Consider the following 20,353-nt stretch of genomic DNA (forward strand, 5'->3'; position numbering starts at 1 on the left):
CTGTTCTATTAGTTGTATATCAGATAGCATATGAGTGTGCACCTGACCCTTGATCTCGACAGCGAGGTCCCGATCTACCAGCAGATCCGGGACAGGATCGTGGAGGCGATCGCCCGCGGACAGGCGCGGGAAGGCGATCCGCTGCCCTCGACCCGGCAGCTGGCCGGGGACTTCGGCATCAATTTCCACACCGTGAACAAGGCCTATGACCTGCTACGACAGCAGGGAGTCATCCGGATCAACCGCAAGAGCGGCGCCGTCGTGCGGCGAGATGCCACCACGGGTCCGCCCGAGGCCGGGTTCACCGACGACTGGGAGGAGCGAATGCGTGTGCTGCTGGCCGAAGCCACAGTCCACGGCCTGGACCGGGAGACCGTGACCCGGCGATGCGAGGCGATGCTGGCCGAATTCAGGGAGACACCATGACACTGCTCATCGCGGCCGATCTGGCCTCCATCGCGCTGGTCACCTGCCTCATGCTGGCGCTGCCGGTGCTGGCCAGGCCGACCATGCCGTTCGGCGTCCGCGTGACCACCGATCGGGCGGGCGACCCTGCCGTCGTCGCCCAGCGGCGCGTCTTCGCCCGCCTGACCGTCATGATGGCCGCCGTCGCCGCGACGCTCTCTGTCCCCGTCCTGCTCGCCGCCGGCCATCCAGCCGTGATCGGCACCGCTGTGACCGCCCTGGCCGCCGCCGACCTGCTGCTGTACCACCGCGCCCACCGCAAGGTCCGCGCCGCCAAGGACGTAGGGGGATGGACGGCCGAGCGGCGTCAGGGAGTCACCGTGGACACCACGTTCCGCACCGACCCGATCCGCGTGCCCTGGGCATGGAGCCTGGCCGCCCTGGCGGTCCCGCTGGTCACCGCGGGCATCGGCTGGTCACGCTACGGCGAACTGCCCGCCACGCTGCCGCTGTTCCTCGGGTACGGCATCGCCCCCGCACAACGCGAGCCCGCGACCTTGTTCAACGCCTTCGAACCGGTGGTGTATCAGACCGCGATCACCTTGTTGGTCCTCGCCCTGGTCGTGATCCTGTTGCGCGCCCGGCCCGACCTCGACGCGGCCAGGCCCAAAGGGTCGGCCCGCCGCTACCGCGTCTACCTGCGCGGCATCGCCGCGTTGTCGCTGCTGTCGGCCGCCTGCCTGAATCTGGGCCTGCTCGTCTCGGCACTGCAACTGTGGGCGATCATCACGCCTACGAGCCTGTGGCAGGCCGCCGCCTACCTGCCGCTCGCCGTACTGCTCGGCGCATGGCTGGTCTGGGAGGCGAAGGTGGGCGCGGCCGGGCACCGGCTGCCCGCCCTGCCCGGGGAAGAGAAGGAAGATTCCGGACTCGCCCAACGCGACGATGACCGGCACTGGTTCCTCGCGGGCACCGTCTATGTCAACCGCCGCGACCCCGCCCTCCTCCTCCATGCCCGGATCGGCTCCTCATGGACGCTCAACCTCGGGCATCCGATCGCCTGGCTCCTCATCGCCGTACTGGTGGTCGCCCTTGCCTCGCTCGGCCTGTCCGCTCTCTTCGGCGTCATCGACCTGCCTCAGAAGCAGAGCCTCTTCTAACGCGTCCGCCGGCCGATCTGACGAGGGTCGACGCATGTTCCGGCCGCGAGTTACAGACCGATGATCTGTACGCGGCCCTCGCACAACCTGGCCATGTCGTCGGCGTCCGAGGTCATTACGGTCTCGAAACGCTCGGTCACGCGACGCCCGTATGCCTGGTGGAACCGGTGGCACCAAAGATCTTGGCCCGAGCCCCGGACAGCTCCTCCTCGGTGAAGGCCCCGTGATCCTCCTGGTGGCGGACATGAGTCAAACATACGGCGGTATGCGCCATCTGGCGGTTGACTGACCTCATCAGGTGACCCGGGCGACGGCGAAGAGGCGCCCGTCGTCCGTCCGGCAACCATTGGATCGAGACGTCTCAGCACAGCCTCAGCGCCTCGGCGGCGACAGCGTGGCGCAGGTCGCGGATGCCCGCCCTCCCCCGGAGCGGATGGACGTTGTTGGTCAGCAGGACGACCGTCAGGGCCCGCCCGGGATCGACGACGAGCGAGGTGCCGGTGAACCCGGAGTGGCCGTAGGCGGAGGTCAGCGGGCCCACGATGGCGGGGTCTCCGATCCTCACCCCCAAGCCCTGCCGGAAGTCCGCGCCCGCGACGCCCTGGTCGCGGGTCATCTCCGCCACCGTCTCCGGACGCAGGACGGGGGCGCCTCCGGCGCGGAGCGTCTCGGCGAAACGCACCACCTCGTCGGCCGTGGAGAAGATCCCGGCGTGCCCGGCGACCCCGCCCAGGCCGTGGGCGGTCTCGTCGTGGACCTCGCCTCGCACGCATCCGGAGCCCGCGCGTTCGGGCTTGTACTCGGTGGCGGCGATCCTGGGCCGGAGCGACGGCGCGGGCCGGTATCCGGTGTCGCCCAGGCCGAGCGGCCCGGTGACCCGCAGGCGGAGCAGCTCGTCCAGGGGGGCTCCCCCGGCGATCTCCGCCACCCGGCCGGCGGTGATCATGCCGACGTCGGAGTAGAGGTGGCGCTCGCCGAGCGGGTGCAGCGGCGGTGTCGAGAGGATCCGCTCCAGGCGGGCGGCGAGCACCTCGGGCCCGTCCCCGGGGATCTCCTCGTGGGCGCGGCGGCCGGGAGGCAGGCCCGCCGCGTGGGTGAGCAGGTGCCGCAGGGTGACCCCGGTGGGCGCGCCGGGCAGCCAGACCGCGATGGGGGCGTCCAGGGCGAGGAGGCCCTCCTCGACGAGCGACAGGATGACGGCCGTCGTGTAGAGCTTGGTGAGCGAGGCGAGGTCGAAGATCGAGTCGCGGCGGACCGCCGGCCGGTCGGCCAGGAGCGTCTCGGAGTCATCCGCGTACCGTACGAGCTCCCCGTGCGCCGCGGCGGCGACCGTGCCGCCGTCCACGGCGATCACGGCGACCGCCGCCGAGCACACCCGCGGCACGGCGTCCGCCAGGAGGGCGGCGAGCCCCGCGGAGCCACCGGGCGTGCCGTACCCGCCCGCGCCGGACACGCCGGCCGGAGCGCCGGACGTGTCGTGCCCGCCCGCGCCGCCGGACACGCCGGCCCTGTCCGCCAGGCCCGGCCCGTCCTGTCCGGCGGGCCCTCCGCCGGTGTCAGGCACCCTGAGCCTCTTCCGAGGCGAGCGCCGACTCCAGGCGGTCGCCGTGCTCCCGGAGCAGGATCCGGGCGTCGTCCGGGTCGAGGCCGCGTTCGATCATCAGCACCGCGACCTTCACATGCCACCCGGCCGCCTCCAGCGCGGGGCGGGCGACGGAGAGGTCCACGCCGGTGATGTCGCCGACCATCCGGGTGGCCCGGTCGGCGAGCTTGGAGTTCGCCGCCGACACCTCGATCATCGTGTTGCCGTAGGTCCGGCCCAGCCTGACCATCGCGATCGTGGAGATCATGTTCAGGACCAGCTTCTGCGCGGTCCCGGCCTTGAGCCTGGTCGAGCCGGTCACCACCTCCGGACCGACGATCACCTCAAGCGGGTGGAGTGCCGCGGCGGAGAGCGGGGCTCCGGCGTTGCACGACAGCGCCACGGTGAGGGCGTCGCGGTGCGTCGCCTCCTTGAGTGCGCCGAGCACGAACGGCGCCCGGCCGCTGGCGGAGACGCCGACCACCGAGTCGAGCGCGCCCACCTGCCGGTCGGCGATCGCCCGGGCTCCGGCGGCGTCGTCGTCCTCCGCGCCCTCGACCGAGCGGGTCAGCGCGGGCACGCCGCCCGCGATGATGCCCTGCACCAGCTCCGGATCGGTGCCGAAGGTCGGCGGGCACTCGGAGGCGTCCAGTACGGCCAGCCGGCCCGAGGTGCCCGCGCCCACGTAGAACAGGCGTCCTCCGGATCGCATCCGGGTGACGATCGCGTCGACCGCGGCCGAGATCGCCGGTATGGCCGTGGCCACCGCCGTGGGCACCGTGGCGTCGGCCGCGTTCATCAGCCGGGCCACCTGCTCGGTCGAGAGCCGGTCGATCTGGCCGTAGCGCGGATCGCTCTGCTCGGTGGACAACTCCGCCAGTGGATCAATCATGACGCCCCATGTCGCTAATTTTCACCAGAGTCTTCTATTCTGCAAATTATCTTCCAAGAATGGAGCCATGTCACTCATGCGCACCGGAATAGAACGACTTGTCGGCGACCCCGCCCTTCTCCGAGGGGAGCGGATCGGCCTCGTCACCAACCCCACCGGCCTCCTCGCCGACCTCACCCCGGGCGCGTCCGCCCTGCTGTCGGCGGGCGTGCCGCTGACCGCGCTGTTCAGTCCCGAGCACGGAGTGCGTGGCGCGGCCCAGGACGGGTACGGCGAGCAGGCCGACACCGACCCCGCCACCGGCCTGCCGGTCTTCGACACCTACAACAGGGACGGCGCCGCCCTGGACGAGCTGGTGAAGTCGTCCAAGGTCGACACCCTCGTCTTCGACATCGCCGACATCGGCACGCGGTTCTACACCTACGTCTGGACGATGTACGACCTCATGGCGTCGGCCGCCAGGCTCGGGGTGCGCTTCGCCGTACTGGACCGGCCCAACCCCCTCGGCGGGACCGTCGCGGAGGGCCCGGTGCTCGACGTGGCGTACGCCAGCTTCGTGGGACGCGCCGCCATCCCGGTACGGCACGGGCTCACCGCGGGTGAGCTGGCGCTGCACGTCAACCGGTCCCTCGGCGCCGACCTGCAGGTGATCACCGCCGAGGGCTGGCGGCGCGACATGCCGTTCGCGGCCACCGGCCTGCCCTGGGTGATGCCCTCGGTGAACATGCCGACCCCGGAGACCGCGCTGGTGTATCCGGGCACCGGCCTGTTCGAGGGCACCAACCTGTCGGAGGGGCGCGGCACGACCCGCCCCTTCGAACTGGTCGGCGCCCCCTACCTCGACGGGCGGTTCGCCGCCGGGCTGAACGCCCTGGACCTGCCCGGCGTGCGGTTCCGCGACACGTGGTTCGCGCCGGCCTTCCGCAAGCACGCGGGCGTGACCGTCCGGGGCGTGCAGCTCCACGTGCACGACCCGGAGGCGTTCCGGCCGGTGCTGACCGGGGTGTCGATGCTGCACCTGGCGCGCTCGCTCCACCCGGAGGAGTTCGACTGGTACCGCAACGAGGACACCGGGGGTCACACCGTGGACCTGCTGTGGGGCTCGGACACGCTGCGCCGCACCCTGGACGCGGGAGACGACCCCCGCGAGCTGTGCCCGCCCCCGTGCCACCCGGAGGCCTGGACGGGCGGTGAGCCGCTGCTCTACCGCTGACATCCCGCTGTCACCGCAGGCCGCGGCGGTAGAGCCAGAAGACCCGCTCGGCGCGCGCACCGACCGCCCGGGAGTAGAAGCGGAGCGGTCCCACCCAGCCGATCTGCGCGCTCGCCTGGCCGGCGGCCCTCTGCTCGGCCAGGCAGCGGCGGAGCAGCACCCGGCCGACACCCAGTCCGCGCGCGGCCGGGGCGGTGCCCATCGGGCCGAACCAGGACGGCCTGGCACCCCACGCGGCGAAGCCGAGGATCTCCCCGCCCCGGGCGGCATAGTGGCAGCCGCCGGCCTGCTCGGCCTCCCACGCCCAGTTGTCGTTCCAGTGCTCCCGGATGAAGGCGAGCAGCGCGGGGCGGTCGTGCGGGCCGGCCGCGTGGACGCCGACGCCCGCCTCCGCCAGCCGCGCGACGTCGGCGTCGGTGGACAGGTCCACCTCGGGGGCGAGGTCGGCGGTCATGTTCCACGCCACGTCGTAGCGCTCGTAGCCGAGGCTCTCGGCCAGGGCCGCCGCCGGGGTGTAGCGCACGTCGATGCCCGGCCAGGCGTAACAGGGCGGATTGCCGGCCAGACGCGCCTCAGCCGCCCCTTCGGCCCGCAACCAGTCCTCGGCCGCGGCGACCAGCGCGCGACCGCGCCCGCCATCCTGCGCGCGGGGGTGTACGGCGAGCAGGTCGATGTGCCCGACGGACGGGTCGCGCCCCGATATCGAGGCGAACACGCAACCGGTGAGGTCGCCGGTGACCAGAACGGTCGAGCGGCGTCCTTGCGGCGGCGCGGAGAGCCTGGCCACCATGGCCGGCGCGTCCGGTGCGTCCAGGGTGAGGGCGGCCGCGGCGATCCCGGCGAGCGCCGCCGTGTCGGCCGCGGCGGCCTGGCGGATCTCCACCGGGGCCGCTCCGCCGTTCTCCCTCCCCTCTGCGTTCCGGGCGCCCCGCTCGGCGGATCCGTTGCTCTGTCCCACAGGTCTCATCCTCGACTGATCGGCATGGCGACGACGTTGCGGCGCTCGGGATGGAAGCAGGCGTGCTCCTGGGGGGTGTCGGCCGCGTGGCCGAGCACCGGCACCTCCGACTCACAGCGCTCCGTGCGGAACGGGCAGCGCCGCGCGAACAGGCAGCCCGCGTCGTGGTGGCTCTCGTCCAGTGCCTCGGTCGGCACCACCGGCTGCTCGCCCGGACGCTCCAGGCCGTGCAGCACCGGAATGGCCGACAGCAGCGACTGCGTGTAGGGATGGACGGGGTTGGCGATGATCGTCTCCACATGGCCCCGCTCGACGACCTGCCCCCGGTAGATGACGTAGAGCTCGCCGTCGTCGCCGATGTAACGCGCGGTCGCCACGTCGTGGGTGATGAACAGCACGCTCACCCCGAGCCGCTCGCGCAGGTCCTTCAGCAGCGCCAGGATGCCCAGCCGGAGCGACACGTCGATCATGGAGACGGCCTCGTCGGCGACGAGCATGTCGGGGTCCACGGTGAGCGCGCGGGCGATGACGACGCGCTGGCGCATCCCGCCGGAGAGCTGGTGGGGGTAGCGCGGCAGCACGTAGTCCGGGTCGAGCCCGACCAGCGCCAGCAGCTCGTGGGCCCGCTCGTCCACCCAGGACCGCGGGCGGCCGGTCTGCTGTGCCCGCAGGGTCAGCGGCGCGTCCAGCGTCTGGTGGATCGTGCGCGTCGGGTTGAGCGCCGAGTAGGGGTCCTGATGGATGAGCTGGATCCGGCGGAAGTACGGCTGCCGCCGGCGGGGCTTGAGCGACGACATGGGAGTGCCGTCGATGGTGATCTCACCGGAGTCATGGGTCTCCAGCCCGGCGATGATCCGGCCGAGTGTGGTCTTGCCGCAGCCGGACTCGCCGATGAACGAGGCGGCCCCGCCCTTCTCGATGGCGAAGTCGACGCCGCGCAGCGCCTTCACCTCCCGGCCGGCGAGCACGCCGCCCCGCTGCCTGAAGGTCTTCGTGATGTCCTTACCCGTGATCACGGCTGCTCCCCCCGTATGTCCTGTACCCCGGCCGGTCCCCGCGCTCCCACGGTCTCCTGCGCTTCCTCGGCCGTCTCCGGCGCACTGGCGGGGCTCTCCCCTCCCCCGGTACCGGGCTCCGGCGCCTCCGCCGCGGGAGCGTGCCCGTCCCGGTCCGCGGCCTCGACCGCGTGACAGGCCACGATCGACGTCCCGCGGACGACGACCGGCGGTTCCACCGTCTCGCAGACGTCCATGCGCAGGACGCAGCGGTCCCTGAACACGCACCCCTGGGCCGGGATCGTGCCCAGTGTCGGCGGCCGGCCGGGCAGGGCGCTGGCCTCGTCGATGTCACCCACCAGGCGCGGGATGGCCCGGATCAGGCCCTGGGTGTAGGGGTGGCGGGGCGCGCCCAGCACGTCCATGGTGGCGCCCTGCTCGACGATCTGCCCGCCGTACATGACGGCCAGCCGGTCGGCGACCTCGGCCACCACCCCGAGGTCGTGGGTGATGATCATTGTGGTGAGCCCGCGTTCGGCGTGGACCTCTCGGACGATCCGCAGGATGTTCGCCTGTGTGATCATGTCGAGCGCGGTCGTGGGCTCGTCCAGCACCACCAGGTGGGCGTTGAGCACCAGGGCCAGCATGATGCCGACCCGCTGGCGCATCCCGCCCGACAGCTCGTGCTGGTGGGAGTCGAGGACGCGCGCGCCGTCCAGGCCCATCCGGCCGAGCAGCTCTCTGGCGTCCTTGACGAGCCCGCGCAGGTCGTCCACCCCGTGCGAGCGGCCCAGGTCGAGCAGTTGCTTGCCGACCGTCTTCAGCGGGTTGAGCGAGTTCTGCGCGGCCTGGAAGACGTAACCGATGTGCCGTCCCCTCGCCTTGCGCAGGTCCTCGCCCCGCAGCTTCACGACGTCGCCGAGACCGTCGATCTCCACGCTGCCGGCGCTGATCCTGCCGGGCGGCTGGACGGCGTTGAGCAGGGACAGCGCCAGCGTGGACTTGCCGGAGCCGGACTCGCCGACCACGCCGGTGATGGTCCCGGGCGGCAGCTCCAGGTCGATCCCGCGGATCGCGGGCAGCTCTCCGGCCTGCGTCCGGTAGACGACGGTCAGGCCGCTGACGCGCACCCCCGGCGTCTTCTTACCGGGGTTCTTCTCAGGGGTCGCAGACACCCGTCACTCCTCACGCAGGCGGGGGTTGAAGATCTCGTCCATCGCGTCGACGGCGAGCACGATGCCCAGGGTGAGCAGCAGGATCGCCAGCAGCGGCGCCATCAGGTACGGCAGCGCGGCGGGCGACGACATCGCTCCTCCTCCGAACACCGCGAGGTTGAGCATCACGCCCCAGTTGTTGGCCTCGAACGGCAGAACGCCCAGGAAGAACAGGCCCACCTGCGCGTAGACCGCGCCGGTGACGGCGATGAGCATGTTCATCGCGATGAAGGGGGCCATGCTGGGCAGCAGTTCCCTGCCGATGATGTGGGTGGTGGACAGTCCCAGCCCCCGGGCCGCCTCGATGAAGCCGCGCTCGCGCAGCGACAGGGTCTGCGAGCGTACGGCCCGCGCCACGCCGCCCCAGCCCAGCAGGCCGAGCACCAGGCCCATCTCGATCGCGCTGCCGAACTTCCAGATGGTCGACAGCACCAGCAGCAGCGGCAGGCCGGGGATGGTGAGCTTCATGTCGGTGATCCGCATGAGCACCGTGTCCCAGCGCCCGCGCCGGAACCCGGCGAACAGCCCGATCCCGGTGCCGAGCACGACCGTGATGACCGCGGTGATCACCGCACTCAGCAGTACGTAGCTCGAACCGGTGACGACCAGCGCCAGCACGTCGGTGCCCTCGAAGTCGGTGCCGAACAGATGCTCCCAGCTCGGCGCCGCGTAGAGGTTGGCGGTGTCGCGGGGCAGCGGGTCGGGGTAGAACAGGGGGCCGAAGATGCCCATGAACGCGAACCCCAGCACGATGACCATGCCGGCCATCCGGCTGGGCTTGCGCTTCAGCACCCGCCAGACGCCGTGCCAGAAGTTGCGCCGCAGGGTGGCGCGGCCGTTGCCCACGGCGATCGTCGGCGCTGTCATGCGACTCCCTCCCCGCTCCGCACCCGCGGGTCGATCACGGTGTAGAACAGGTCGGCCGCGATGTTCGCGACGATGATCGCCGCCGTGATCAGCAGGAACGCGCCGCCCATCAGGGCGTAGTCACGGTTGGTGATGCTGTCGATGAGCATCAGCCCCAGGCCGGGGTAGTTGAAGATCCGCTCGATGAAGATCGCGCCACCGAACAGCATGCCCAGCGAGAGCGCCAGGATCGTGAACAGCGGCAGGATCGCGTTGCGCGCCACGTAGCGGAAGATGAAGCCGCGTTTGAGCCCGCGCAGCTCGGCGGCGAGGATGAAGTCGTCGCCGAGGACGGTGACCACGCTCGACTTCATCGCCAGGATCCAGCCTCCGTAACCGGCGAGCGCGTAGGTGAGGACCGGCAGCGTGGCGTGCTCGACGAGCGAGCCGATGTATCCGGCGTTGAAGCCCGGCTCGAACATGATGTCCGCCGTACCTCCCTGGGGCAGGATCGGCCACAGGGTGGTGAAGACGGCGCCCAGCAGCAGCGCGAGCACGTACTGGGGGACGCCGTGCAGGAGCGATCCGGAGATCGCGAGGATGTCGCCGAGCTTTCCCGAGCGCTTGATGGCGGCGTAGACCCCCATCACGATGCCGATCAGGAAGCTCAGCAGCGTGCCCGCGAGCACCGGCAGGATGGTCCACTTGGCGGCCGAGAACAGCACGGTCGACACGCCCACGCCCGGCACGGTCAGCGACTGGCCCAGGTCGAGGCGGGCCAGGCCGGACATGTAGTCGACGTACTGCTGCCACAGGCTGCCGGTCGGTGCGAAGCCGAACAGGACCTCGACGGCCCGCTGCGCCGCCTCGGGCGACATGCCCTGCTCGACCATTTTCTCGTATCTGGCCGCCATGGGGTCACCGGGGACGCTTCTGATCACGAAGAAGCTGACCGTGGTGACAATCAAGATCATGACAAGCCCGCGGGCCAGGTGACCCGCGAGCCGTCGCGCGAACGCCGTCATGTACTACTACTTCTTCTTGACCATGCCGAGCTGGATCCACACGCCGGCGGGCTGGCGGAGCAGGTCGCTGTCGTTCTCGGGGAAGCCGGTGAAGTGGTTGGTGTTGACGAACTGGGTGTTGACGTAGTCCCAGAGCTGGACGACCGGCAGGTCCTGGTTGGCCGCCTTGGCGAGCTGGCCGACGATGGTCTTCTGCTCGTCCTCGGAGGCGGAGTTCAGCTTGGCGGTGAGCTCGCCCGGGTTGACCTTGGCGCCGTCGACCTCGATGGTCTCCGGGCCGCCCATCCAGTTGCCGTTCTTGCCGGGCGCGGAGTGCTTGACCTTGCCGCCCAGGATCGCCCAGCCGTTGGAGGCGCCGTAGAGGCGCTGGTAGATGTTGTACGGCGCGGGGCCGAGCGCGACCAGCCAGAACCCGACGTCGTACTTGCCCTCCGCGATCTCCTTCAGGTAGAGCGGGTAGTCGGCGACGGTCAGGACCTCGGCGTCGACCCCGGCGGCGGTGAGCTGGCTGGTGACGGCCTTGGCACCGGAGACCCAGTCGGAGAACGGGGTGGGGACGTTGATGGTGAACTTCCACGGTGTGCCGTCGGGCAGCGTCCACTTGCCGCCCTCCTTCTTCAGGCCGGCCTTCTTGAACTCCTCCTCGGCCTTGGCCGGGTCGAGCTTGTACGGCTCCAGCTCGCCGAGTTCGGCGCCGAGCCACTCGGCGGCGGGCTTCTGGTGGATGCCGGTGGTGGTGACGGCCGGGGTGCCGCCCTCAGGCGAGGCGATCGTGGTGACCTCCTCGCGGTTGATCAGGTAGGCCAGCCCCCGCCGTACGTGCACGTTGTCGTAGGGCTTCTTCGCCTGGTTGAACGCCAGGCCCAGCGAGACCGGTGAGAAGCCCTTGACGACGGCGTTGCCCGGCGTGCTGCTGATCCGCTTCATCACGTCGGCGGGCACCGCGGTGAACGGCGCGCTGTCGAGCTTGCCGGCGATGAGGTAGTTCCAGATCTGCTCGTTGCCGGTGGAGTTGAGCATCTTGACCTGGTCGGGCCCGACGTTCGCGGCGTTGTAGAAGTTCTTGTTCTTGACCAGCAGCGCCTCGCCGGGGTTCATCCGCTCCAGCGCGAACGGGCCCGCGGAGACGTCCTTGGGCGGCGCGAAGGCGAGGACCTTCTCCGACAGCGCGGTGATCTCGGCGCGGGCGTTCTCGGCGTCGGCCCCCTCGCCGCGGGCGGCCTTCAGCTTGTCCCAGAAGTCGGCCGGCAGCACGCTGCTCCAGACGTGCTGGGGGACGATGAAGCTGTCCATCACGCCGCGCACGAACGTGACGCTGGGGTTCTTCATGTCCTGGCTGATCTTGACGGTCTTGTCGTCGACCACCTCGACCTCGGAGGCGGCGCCGGCCGCGCCCGGGTCGATCGCGAAGGCGGTGCTGCCCTGCGTGTAGGCCAGGGCGATGGAGAACTTCACGTCCTCGGCGGTGACCGGCTTGCCGTCGGACCACTTGTTGTTCGGCTGCAGGTGCAGCGTGATCGAGGAGTTGTCCGGCGCGATCTCCCAGCTCGCCGCGATGCCCGGGTAGAACTGGTTGGGGTCGGTCAGGTGGTTCTTGGACCAGGCGATCCGCATGGCGTTGTAGCCCCAGAAGGCGTTGCCCTTGGGGCTCCATGGGTTGATCGGGCCGTTGACGTCCAGGCTCGGCTTGATGGCGTCGATCGTGGTGTAGAGACCACCACCACCGTCGCCACCGCCCGCGGCGGACTTGTCTCCGGTGTTGCCGCTGCATGCCGTGACGGTGGCAAGGCCGAGCAACGCCACTACAGCTGCTAGTCGCTTCATGAACCGCTCCGTTGGGGGTCTTTCGAGGCCGGGAAGCCGGGATTGACCGGACCCTATGGGCGGCGTACAAGCTGCGTCAATAATCTCCATACGTTGTGAGAATCCTGTAACTTTCCTTCATTGTTCACCCGCCGGACATCGGCGCCACCCCTGGACGGGATGGGCATCCAGGCAGGGCAGATGATCTTTGCCGAACGGACGAACAACCCACTCCTCTTAAGCGAATCCGACGAATTCCTGCTCCCCTGACCTGTCATACCGTCACGGTAAACATGCATCGGAGGGCTGGCACGCGTCTGTTGATCTTCACCACCGAGCGGTCGTCGGGGACGCCCACGACGACCTGCCGACGGCGGTCGCCACCCGCCCGCCACTGGCGACCGGGGCCCTGGTCGAGCGGGGCCTCCCGGAGGGCGACATCGTCAAAATCCTCGGCGGGAACATGCGACGCCTGTCCCAGGCGGAGCCGGGACGACCACGGTGAACCTCGACGCCATGCTGGAAGGCCTGGAAGAGCTCGTCACCCGCGCGTCCTTCTCCGCCGGCCCGGTCCAGGCGGTGCCGCGGTGACCGGAGTCGTGCCGCGCGAGCTCCACCTCATCAGGGAGTTCGAGGACGCCCTCCGGCTCTTCGGCGGCATCTGGCATTCCAGCCCGGGCGGCGCGCCGATCACCGTCGAGTTGATGCGGGCGCTGTCGCACACGGGCAACTACGTGGCCGGCGCCTACGACAGCGACCGCCTGGTCGGCGCGTCGATCGGCTTCCTGGCGACCCCTGCCGGGCAGACCCTGCACTCCCACGTCACCGGCGCCGTGGCCGGGAGGGGGATCGGCTTCGCGCTCAAGCTGCACCAGCGCGCCTGGGCCCCTGACCGGGGTCTGGAGCGGATCACCTGGACCTACGACCCGCTGGTGCGGCGCAACGCCCACTTCAACCTGGTCAAGCTCGGCGCCCTGCCGGAGGAGTACCTGCCGTCCTTCTACGGCGCCATGGACGACGCGATCAACACCGGCGACGAGTCCGATCGGATGCTGGCCGTCTGGCGGCTGTCCGAGCCGCAGGTGGTGGCCGCCGAGGCGCTGCGCCGCTTCCTCATTCCCGCGCTGCCCGCCCACACCGACGCCCACGGCGCGGGCCGGGCGATGGAACCGTTCAAGGGCCACCGGATGGCCAAGGCCGCCCTGGAGACCGACGTCCGGGAACGGGGAGGCCCGGCCACGACATGCGACGCGGCCGGGCTCTCCTTCCTCCTCCCGGTCGGAGCGGGAGGAGGAAGGAGAGCCCGGCCGACCGTCCGGCGACCAGGAGGGCTCGCCGGCGTGGAAGTCTCCCGAGGTGATCTGCGTGGTCTGCCCCGTCACCACCTCCACCACGGACAGGTGCGTGGTCAGACCTCGCAGCAGGCCCGTGCCGTCGGCCTTGTACTCCAGGCGGTCGGCCACGACCGGGGCGTGCGGGTCGAGATCGCCGTGCGGCGCGCCGTACGCGATCCTGGCGCCGTCGGGAGACCAGACCGCCGCGTCCGCGCCCAGCGGCGCGGCGGTGAGGACGTGAGGCTCGCCGCCGTCCATCGGTAGCAGGTGGATCTGCGGCTTTCCGTCCACAGGGCGCAGGAAGGCCAGCGAACACCCGTCGGGCGACCAGCGCGGGGAGGAGTCGTGCGGGCCGCCCGTCAGGCGCCGCGGCTCGGCGCCGGGGGCGACGAGCCAGATCTCGGATCGGTTGGTGCTGTCCTGCACGGCCGGCTAGTGGGGCTTGAGCACCTACCAGGTCATCGCCGAGTTGCAGCTGCTCCTGCGCCTACCGCGGTCCGCCGGCAGGCCTAGCCGGAGCAGAGCTGGGCGCGCAGGGTCTGGCCGACCCACTGCTCCCAGCGCTCGGACGACCATCCGCGCTCGCGCACGAACAGCAGGTAAAGCTCGGGGCTGAGCAGGCCGTACAGCAGGTCGGCCGCCTCCTCCACCGACACCTCCGCCCGTGCGCCCGGCTTGCCGACAAGCGCCTTGGCCGCCCCCTGCTGGACGAGATACCGGGGATCGACGTCGTGCGGCCACAGCGCTGCGACCTCGGGATCACTCGCGGACGCCCCCTCCAATACCCTGCCGATCGACGCGACCCGCCCCAGAACCGATGTCGTGCCCGCGACGTAAGCACGCAGCATGTCCTGGGCCGTGTCGGCGGCCAGCGCGTCCACGTACCACGGCCGGTCCATGGTGGCCACCGGCTCGTCGTCGCCCGCGATCGTCACGTCGACCAGTTCCTTCAGCAAGGTCCGCTTGTTGCCGAAGACGAAGTAGATCGTCTGCACCGCGACCCCGGCCCTGTCGGCGACGTCCTGCAGGTTCGTCGCGCCGTATCCGTCCTGCACGAACAGCTCGAGCGCCGCCTCCAGGATGCGCCGGCGCGTCTCCTGCGCCTTCTGTGCCCGCTTGCTCGTCCGTTTGACATCACTCATGGCTAGAGTCTATCTCTAGATTTAGTCGCTAGAAGTGAACTCTAGAGAACAGGTCCAGTCATGTCGCTCATCAGCATCACCCGCTTCCAGGCCGATCCCGCCGACGCAGAGCAGGTTCGGGCCCGGCACGCTGCTCTGGTCACCGCGATCAGGGCCGCGCTACCCGGCCTCACCGAGGCACGCCTCGGCCGGCTCAACGACGAGACGTGGGTCGGCGTCTGGCGCTGGGATTCGGCTGCCAGCCTGCAGGCGGCCCGTCAGGCCGTGCCCGGCACCGTCGCGGCCACCGAGGCGTTCGCGCTGGTTCGCGACGTCACCGCGGAGGACATCGAGGTCCTGGCCGAGCTCTGACCGCCTGTCCCGGCCCCGGGCTTCCGGGGCCGGGTTCCCCCTCACCAAGGAGATGCCATGATCGAGATTGACGCGTTGACCAAGGTGTACGGCTCGGCGCAGGTCCGGGCGGTCGACGAGGTGTCCCTGCACATCCCCGCCGGATCCGTCTTCGGCTTCCTCGGACCCAACGGCGCCGGCAAGACCACCACCATCAAGATGATGGCCGGGCTGCTGGCCCCCACCTCGGGCCAGGTCCGGCTGGGAGGCTTCGACGTGGCCCGGCAGCGTTCGGCGGCGATGGCGCAGTTCGGCGCCGTGCTGGAAGGCTCGCGCAACGTCTACTGGAGCCTGTCGGCCTGGCAGAACCTGATGTACTTCGGGAGGCTCAAAGGCCTGCGCAAGGCCCAGGCCGGGGAGCGCGCAGGCGAACTGCTGACCGGGCTGGGGTTGTGGGATCGGCGCCACGACAAGGTCGGCGGCTTCTCGCGCGGCATGCAGCAGAAGGTCGCCATCGCCGCCGCGCTGATCGCCGACCCGCCGATCGTGCTGCTGGACGAGCCGACGCTCGGCCTGGACGTCGAGGCGACCCGCACGGTCAAGGACTGGATCGCCGAGCTGGCCCGCGAGCTTGGCACCACCATTCTGCTCACCACCCACCAGCTGGACGTGGTCCAGGAGCTGTGTGACCGAGTGGCCGTCATGCGCCAGGGACGGCTCGTGGCCGACCTGCCCACGCGCGAGCTGCTGGCGGGCTTCCGCGAACGGGACAGGTACGAGATCCGCGTCGAAGGAGCCGCGCCACCCGGGTTCGACGGGGTCACCCGCGACGGCGTCACCACGATCAGCGTGCGGGTGAGCGATCCGCGCGAGGTGTACGACGTGGTCGAGCGCCTGCGCGTCCAAGAGGTCGTCCTGGAGTCGCTGACCCAGGTCCAGCCCGACCTCGAGGACGTGTTCCTCGCTCTGGTCAGGGAGCCGTCCCATGCTTAACGTCCTGGGCGCGGAGATCGGCAAGGGCCTGCGCGTTCAGCTGTCCCACCCGATCGGCCACATCATCACGCTGCTGATCAGCACCACCATGTACCTCGGCCTGCAGTTCGTCCTGGGCCAGGGACAACTGCGCCAGGATCTGCTGCCGCAGACCCTGGTCGCGATCGGCGGCTACTGGTTCCTGCAGTACGCCGCCCTGGTGATGGTGGCCGACCTCATCGAGGAGAAACGCGCCGGCACCTTCGCCCAGGCCCAGATGACTCCTGCGCCGCCCTGGCTGCCGATGCTCGGCCGGCTGATCACCGCCTCGGTGTTCGGCCTGGCCGTGGCCGCGGTCGCCGCCCTCGTCCCGATGCTGGTGACCGGGATCACGATCCCGGTGCGCTGGGCGGCGATCCTGCCCGTCTTGCTGCTGGGAGTCAACGTGCTGGCCTTCACCTTCCTGCTGGCCGCCCTCGCCCTGGTCTCCCCGATGATCGGCGCCCTGCAGTCGTTGTTCACCGCGCTGGTGCTGCTGCTCAACGGCTCGTTCCTGCCGCTGGTCTTCTATCCGGACTGGCTTGCCGTACCGGCCAGGCTCCTACCCACCACGCTGGGCGTCGAGGCGATCACCCAGACGCTGTTCGAAGGCCGGACCCTGGCCGAGGTCTGGAGCGGCGGCACCCTGCCCTGGCTGATCGCCCACACTCTCGTGCTCACCGCCGTCAGCGGCCTGCTGTTCGTCCGTAACCACCGCCGAGCCCTGCAGGAGTCATGATGACGTTCGCTCGCGGATTTGCCGCAGAGGTCCGTAAGGGTCTGCTCAACCTCCTCGCCGGATGGCGCGAAGTCCTCATCCAGATGATCACATTCCCGCTGTTCTACCTGCTCATCGTGCTGTTCATGGGGCGTGGGCAGCTGCGCACGGACCTCCTGCTGCCGGTGCTGCTCGGCATGGTGGCGCTGACCTTCATCCACGAGCAGGTCAACCGGGTGTTCTGGAGCTATCTGGGCGACATCCAGTCCGGTGTGCTGGAACAGACCTACCTGACCCCGCTGCCCTCGGCCGCGCTCATCCTCGGCCGCCAGGTCGCCGCCGTGATCGCGGCCCTGCCCACCGCGCTGGCCGTCCTGGCCACCGGCGCCGGCGCCGCCACCCTCCAGGGCGAACGCATGCCCTTCGACGCGCAGGTGATCGTGCCACTGGCCGCCATCGCGGTGGGCACCTGCGGGCTGGCTCTGATCCTGTGCGGGCTGACCCTGGTGTTCAAGCGCATCGAGATCATCACTCAGCTGTCGGTGGCCGTCTACGCGATCGTCGGCGGCACCCTGGTCCCCCTGGCCGCCATGCCCGACCCGATCGCCTTCCTCAGCCGGCTGGTAGTTCCCATCGCCCCCGGCATCGAGGCCATGCGCGACATCCTGCTCGGCGGCCACTCCCTGTCCACCCTCCCGACCGGCTGGGGTCTTGGATGGCTGCTCGCCCAACCGCTGCTCATCACGGCCGCCGGGGTGCTCGTGTTCAACCGGCTCGAGCGCCTCGCCAAACGCCGCGGCACGCTCGGCCGTTACTAGAAAGCGGAGATCACTATGACATTGGACACCGTGCCCCTGCGACCAGTCGGTCAGGTGGTGGGCGGTCGCAGCGAGACGGTCGAGGACGACTGGCACGACGTTCGAGCCGAGATCCGGCTGGACGGCGAGTCCTTAGACGGTCTGAACCTGCACGTCGCCGACCTGGACGCGCTGTCCGGCTCACCAATCCTGGATATCAAGCCCTACCTGGTCGAGTTCGCCCCCCGTCATCCGGTCACCCAGCCGGCCTGGGCGCCCGGAGAGGTCCGCCTCAGGCGGACCTCTCCGGGCGCTCCCACCTGCGGTCGGGCTGTTCGCGCGGCACCAAGGTCGGGTTGACGTTGTCGAGCACGGTGGCGCGGCCGACCACGACGCGGGCCACGTCGTCCCGGCTCGGCACCTCGTACATCACGTTGAGCAGGACCTCTTCCAGGATCGCGCGGGCCGCTCGGGCGCCGGTGCGGCGGAGCAGTGCCTGCTCGGCGATGGCGCCGATGGCGTCCTCACCGAACTCCAGCTCGACGCCGTCGATCGCGAAGAGCTTCTGGTACTGCTTGATCAGCGCGTTGCGCGGTTCGGTGAGGATCCGGGTCAACGCCGTCCGGTCCAGCGGCTGGAAGGTCGACACCACCGGGAGCCGGCCGACAATCTCGGGGATGAGCCCGAACTTCAGCAGGTCTTCGGGCATGACTCCGGCGAGGTCGTCATCCTTCTCCCGTTCCCCCTCGGCGCGGATCGCGGCGCCGAACCCGGCGCCGCTGCGGCCGGCCCGCTGCTCGATGATCCACTCCAGGCCGGCGAACGCACCACCGGCGATGAACAGCACGTTGCCCGTGTCGATCTGGATGAAATCCTGGTGCGGGTGCTTGCGGCCGCCCTGCGGCGGCACGCTCGCTATCGTGCCCTCCAGGATCTTCAGCAGCGCCTGCTGGACGCCCTCGCCGGAGACGTCGCGAGTGATCGACGGGTTCTCGCCCTTCCGGGCGATCTTGTCGATCTCGTCGATGTAGATGATGCCGGTCTCGGCCTTCTTGACGTCGTAGTCGGCGGCCTGGAGCAGCTTGAGCAGAATGTTCTCGACGTCCTCCCCGACGTAGCCGGCCTCGGTGAGCGCGGTGGCGTCGGCGATCGCGAACGGGACGTCGAGCATCCGGGCGAGCGTCTGGACGAGGTGGGTCTTGCCGCAGCCGGTGGGGCCGATCAGCAGGACGTTGGACTTGCCGAGCTCGACCGGCCCTTCTTCCGCGGTGTGCCGTCCGTTCCCACCGGCTCTCGGCCGGATGCGTTTGTAGTGGTTGTAGACCGCCACCGCGAGTGTCTTCTTGGCGGTCTCCTGTCCGATGACGTACTGCTCGAGGAACTCGTAGATCTCCCGTGGTTTCGGCGGCTCCTGCGGCCCGCCCTCGGAGGACTCGCCCAGCTCCTCCTCGATGAGCTCGTTACAGAGCTCGACGCACTCATCACAGATGTAGACACCCGCCGGACCTGCGATGAGCTTGCGGACCTGCTGCTGGCTTTTCCCGCAGAACGTGCACCTCAGCAGGTCACCGCGGTTACCGATGCGTGCCACTTGGAAACGTCTCCTCAACGGTTGTGCGGGCCGGAACACGGGAGGACCGGGTCAGGCCCGGGGGTCAGAGGGTCACGGGCAGTGACGCCAGGCGCCAGGTGCCCGGGTCGGGGACACGCCCCGCTGCCTGGCCGGCCAGCGCCAGGTCGGGGAAACGGCGCAGCAGTGCGATGAGCGCGATCTCGACCTGCACCCGGGCCAGCGCGGCTCCGAGACAGAAATGCGGCCCGTGGGCGTATCCCAGATGTCCCGACGGTCCCGCCGCGCGGCTGACGTCGAGCCGGTCGGGGTCGGCGAACGCGCGTGGGTCGCGGTTGGCGGAGACGATGGCGGCGGTGACGGGTTCACCCGCGCGGATCAGCACACCGCCTATCTCGACGTCTTCCCGCGGGTGGCGGGGAATGGTCAGCAGCTGCGGTCCGCACCAGCGCGTCAGCTCCTCGACGGCACGGGGCATGAGACCCGTGTCCTCACGCAGTGCGGCGAGCTGGCCGGGATGGCGGAGCAGGGTGTCGACGGCGTTGGCGATGAGGTTCGTCGGCGTCTGTCCGGCGAGGACCAGGTTCCAGACCAGGGTGACCATCTCGGTGCCGCTCAGCCGACCCTGGTCGTCGGCCTGGGTGTGGATGAGGTCCGAGATCAGGTCGTTGCCGGGCTCGGCCCTTCGGACCGCGACCGCCCTCTTGGCACCCTCCATGATGCCGGGTATGGCGTCGGCGAGCGCCGGGCCCCAGCCGGCCGCCACCGCGGCGCCGTACTCCCGCCAGCGTGGGCGGTCGGACTCGGGAATGCCGACCAGTTCGCAGATCACCTCGATCGGCAGCGGTCGCGCGAAGTGCGCCAGCAGATCCACCGAGCCGCCCTCGGCATGGTCGGCCAGGTCGTCGAGCAGGTTCTCGACGATCGGCTCGATCCGCGGCCGGAAATCGACGGCGCGGCGCGCGGTGAACGCGGGCGACACCAGCCTGCGCAGCCGCGTGTGCTCCGGGCCTTCCATCTCCTGCATCGTCCGCATGTAGACCAGGCAGTGCTCGGGGATGCCGGTGGGTCGCATGAAGCTGTCGGCGCTGAGCTCGAACCGCGGGTCGTTCAGCATCGCCCTGGCGTCCTCGTATCGCGTCAGAACCCACATCGGGCGCATGCCGGGGGCCTGCAGCCGCGCCAGCGGCGAGCGCTCCCTGACCCGTCCGTACGCGGCGGCGGGGTCGCGGAGCACCTCGATGTCGGTCAGGTCGATCTCGGGAACGCCGCTGACATCCGGTCTGACGTCGGTCATGAATGCTCCAGATTTCAGATGTTCAGATCAGATGGTCTCATCATATGCACGGTTCCGAGTA

At 70.1% G+C, this 20,353-nt stretch carries 20 protein-coding genes; 9 read left to right on the plus strand and 11 right to left on the minus strand.

The window, feature by feature from the left end:
* Window positions 1-30: 30 nt before the first annotated feature.
* Both FHR32_RS30595 and FHR32_RS30600 read left to right on the plus strand, forming a co-directional pair.
* Window positions 31-426, plus strand: coding sequence for a GntR family transcriptional regulator (locus tag FHR32_RS30595; RefSeq protein ID WP_221466468.1), 396 nt, complete (start codon window positions 31-33; stop codon window positions 424-426).
* A complete protein-coding gene (locus FHR32_RS30600; RefSeq protein WP_184758017.1) occupies window positions 423-1,565 on the plus strand; it encodes a DUF1648 domain-containing protein in 1,143 nt (380 codons plus the stop codon). The genes FHR32_RS30595 and FHR32_RS30600 overlap by 4 nt, the downstream gene beginning before the upstream one ends.
* A 361-nt stretch (window positions 1,566-1,926) precedes the next feature.
* Here FHR32_RS30600 and FHR32_RS30605 read toward each other — a convergent pair whose 3' ends face one another.
* Both FHR32_RS30605 and murQ read right to left on the minus strand, forming a co-directional pair.
* Window positions 1,927-3,129 (minus strand): serine hydrolase domain-containing protein, encoded by a 1,203-nt coding sequence (locus FHR32_RS30605; RefSeq protein WP_184758018.1) that lies wholly within the window; start codon window positions 3,127-3,129, stop codon window positions 1,927-1,929.
* Window positions 3,122-4,039, minus strand: coding sequence for an N-acetylmuramic acid 6-phosphate etherase (gene murQ, locus FHR32_RS30610; protein ID WP_184758019.1), 918 nt, complete (start codon window positions 4,037-4,039; stop codon window positions 3,122-3,124). Before murQ ends, FHR32_RS30605 begins: the two co-directional genes overlap by 8 nt.
* A gap of 76 nt (window positions 4,040-4,115) precedes the next feature.
* On the opposite strand from murQ, the gene FHR32_RS30615 reads away from it, so the two are divergent.
* Complete coding sequence (locus FHR32_RS30615; protein WP_246467991.1) at window positions 4,116-5,252, plus strand: exo-beta-N-acetylmuramidase NamZ family protein; 1,137 nt, start codon at window positions 4,116-4,118, stop codon at window positions 5,250-5,252.
* A 10-nt stretch (window positions 5,253-5,262) separates the two neighbouring features.
* Here the strand turns inward: FHR32_RS30615 and FHR32_RS30620 are convergent, their stop codons facing one another.
* From FHR32_RS30620 to FHR32_RS30645, 6 genes are read right to left on the minus strand one after another with little or no spacing between them, the layout of a single operon-like run.
* Window positions 5,263-6,210, minus strand: coding sequence for a GNAT family N-acetyltransferase (locus FHR32_RS30620; RefSeq protein ID WP_312882774.1), 948 nt, complete (start codon window positions 6,208-6,210; stop codon window positions 5,263-5,265).
* A gap of 5 nt (window positions 6,211-6,215) precedes the next feature.
* Entirely contained in the window at window positions 6,216-7,226 is a 1,011-nt protein-coding gene (locus tag FHR32_RS30625; RefSeq protein WP_184758022.1) for an ABC transporter ATP-binding protein, read from the minus strand.
* Window positions 7,223-8,380 carry an ABC transporter ATP-binding protein gene (locus FHR32_RS30630; protein ID WP_184758023.1) on the minus strand — a complete coding sequence of 386 codons (1,158 nt, stop codon included), beginning with the start codon at window positions 8,378-8,380 and terminating at the stop codon, window positions 7,223-7,225. Before FHR32_RS30630 ends, FHR32_RS30625 begins: the two co-directional genes overlap by 4 nt.
* 3 nt (window positions 8,381-8,383) lie before the next feature.
* The gene (locus tag FHR32_RS30635) at window positions 8,384-9,286 is read right to left on the minus strand and encodes an ABC transporter permease (RefSeq protein ID WP_184758024.1); all 903 of its coding nucleotides are present in this window, start codon (window positions 9,284-9,286) and stop codon (window positions 8,384-8,386) included.
* On the minus strand, window positions 9,283-10,290 hold the full coding sequence (locus tag FHR32_RS30640) for an ABC transporter permease (RefSeq protein ID WP_184758025.1): 1,008 nt from the start codon (window positions 10,288-10,290) through the stop codon (window positions 9,283-9,285). Before FHR32_RS30640 ends, FHR32_RS30635 begins: the two co-directional genes overlap by 4 nt.
* A 6-nt stretch (window positions 10,291-10,296) precedes the next feature.
* Window positions 10,297-12,114 carry an ABC transporter substrate-binding protein gene (locus FHR32_RS30645; RefSeq protein WP_184758026.1) on the minus strand — a complete coding sequence of 606 codons (1,818 nt, stop codon included), beginning with the start codon at window positions 12,112-12,114 and terminating at the stop codon, window positions 10,297-10,299.
* 566 nt (window positions 12,115-12,680) lie between these two features.
* On the opposite strand from FHR32_RS30645, the gene FHR32_RS44925 reads away from it, so the two are divergent.
* Complete coding sequence (locus FHR32_RS44925) at window positions 12,681-13,691, plus strand: hypothetical protein (protein WP_246467993.1); 1,011 nt, start codon at window positions 12,681-12,683, stop codon at window positions 13,689-13,691.
* A 245-nt stretch (window positions 13,692-13,936) separates the two neighbouring features.
* Here the strand turns inward: FHR32_RS44925 and FHR32_RS30660 are convergent, their stop codons facing one another.
* Window positions 13,937-14,569, minus strand: coding sequence for a TetR/AcrR family transcriptional regulator (locus FHR32_RS30660; RefSeq protein WP_184758027.1), 633 nt, complete (start codon window positions 14,567-14,569; stop codon window positions 13,937-13,939).
* Window positions 14,570-14,629: 60 nt separating this feature from the next.
* Here FHR32_RS30660 and FHR32_RS30665 point away from each other — a divergent pair, with 60 nt between their 5' ends.
* From FHR32_RS30665 to FHR32_RS30685, 5 genes are read left to right on the plus strand one after another with little or no spacing between them, the layout of a single operon-like run.
* Window positions 14,630-14,920, plus strand: a complete 291-nt coding sequence (locus tag FHR32_RS30665) for an antibiotic biosynthesis monooxygenase (RefSeq protein WP_184758028.1) — start codon at window positions 14,630-14,632, stop codon at window positions 14,918-14,920.
* 57 nt (window positions 14,921-14,977) lie between these two features.
* On the plus strand, window positions 14,978-15,892 hold the full coding sequence (locus FHR32_RS30670; protein ID WP_184758029.1) for an ABC transporter ATP-binding protein: 915 nt from the start codon (window positions 14,978-14,980) through the stop codon (window positions 15,890-15,892).
* Entirely contained in the window at window positions 15,885-16,649 is a 765-nt protein-coding gene (locus FHR32_RS30675; protein WP_184758030.1) for an ABC transporter permease, read from the plus strand. The genes FHR32_RS30670 and FHR32_RS30675 overlap by 8 nt, the downstream gene beginning before the upstream one ends.
* Complete coding sequence (locus tag FHR32_RS30680; RefSeq protein WP_246467995.1) at window positions 16,646-17,446, plus strand: ABC transporter permease; 801 nt, start codon at window positions 16,646-16,648, stop codon at window positions 17,444-17,446. The genes FHR32_RS30675 and FHR32_RS30680 overlap by 4 nt, the downstream gene beginning before the upstream one ends.
* 15 nt (window positions 17,447-17,461) lie before the next feature.
* The gene (locus tag FHR32_RS30685) at window positions 17,462-17,785 is read left to right on the plus strand and encodes a TrmO family methyltransferase domain-containing protein (RefSeq protein WP_184758031.1); all 324 of its coding nucleotides are present in this window, start codon (window positions 17,462-17,464) and stop codon (window positions 17,783-17,785) included.
* On the opposite strand, the gene clpX is transcribed toward FHR32_RS30685, so the two are convergent.
* Both clpX and FHR32_RS30695 read right to left on the minus strand, forming a co-directional pair.
* Entirely contained in the window at window positions 17,718-19,016 is a 1,299-nt protein-coding gene (gene clpX / locus FHR32_RS30690; protein WP_184758032.1) for an ATP-dependent Clp protease ATP-binding subunit ClpX, read from the minus strand. The two genes, FHR32_RS30685 and clpX, sit on opposite strands and share 68 nt — an antisense overlap.
* Before the next feature lie 64 nt (window positions 19,017-19,080).
* Complete coding sequence (locus FHR32_RS30695; protein ID WP_184758033.1) at window positions 19,081-20,292, minus strand: cytochrome P450 family protein; 1,212 nt, start codon at window positions 20,290-20,292, stop codon at window positions 19,081-19,083.
* Between the last annotated feature and the right edge of the window lie 61 nt (window positions 20,293-20,353).

Origin of the sequence: Streptosporangium album (genome assembly GCF_014203795.1) — a bacterium.
Classification (GTDB): Bacteria; Actinomycetota; Actinomycetes; order Streptosporangiales; family Streptosporangiaceae; genus Streptosporangium; species Streptosporangium album.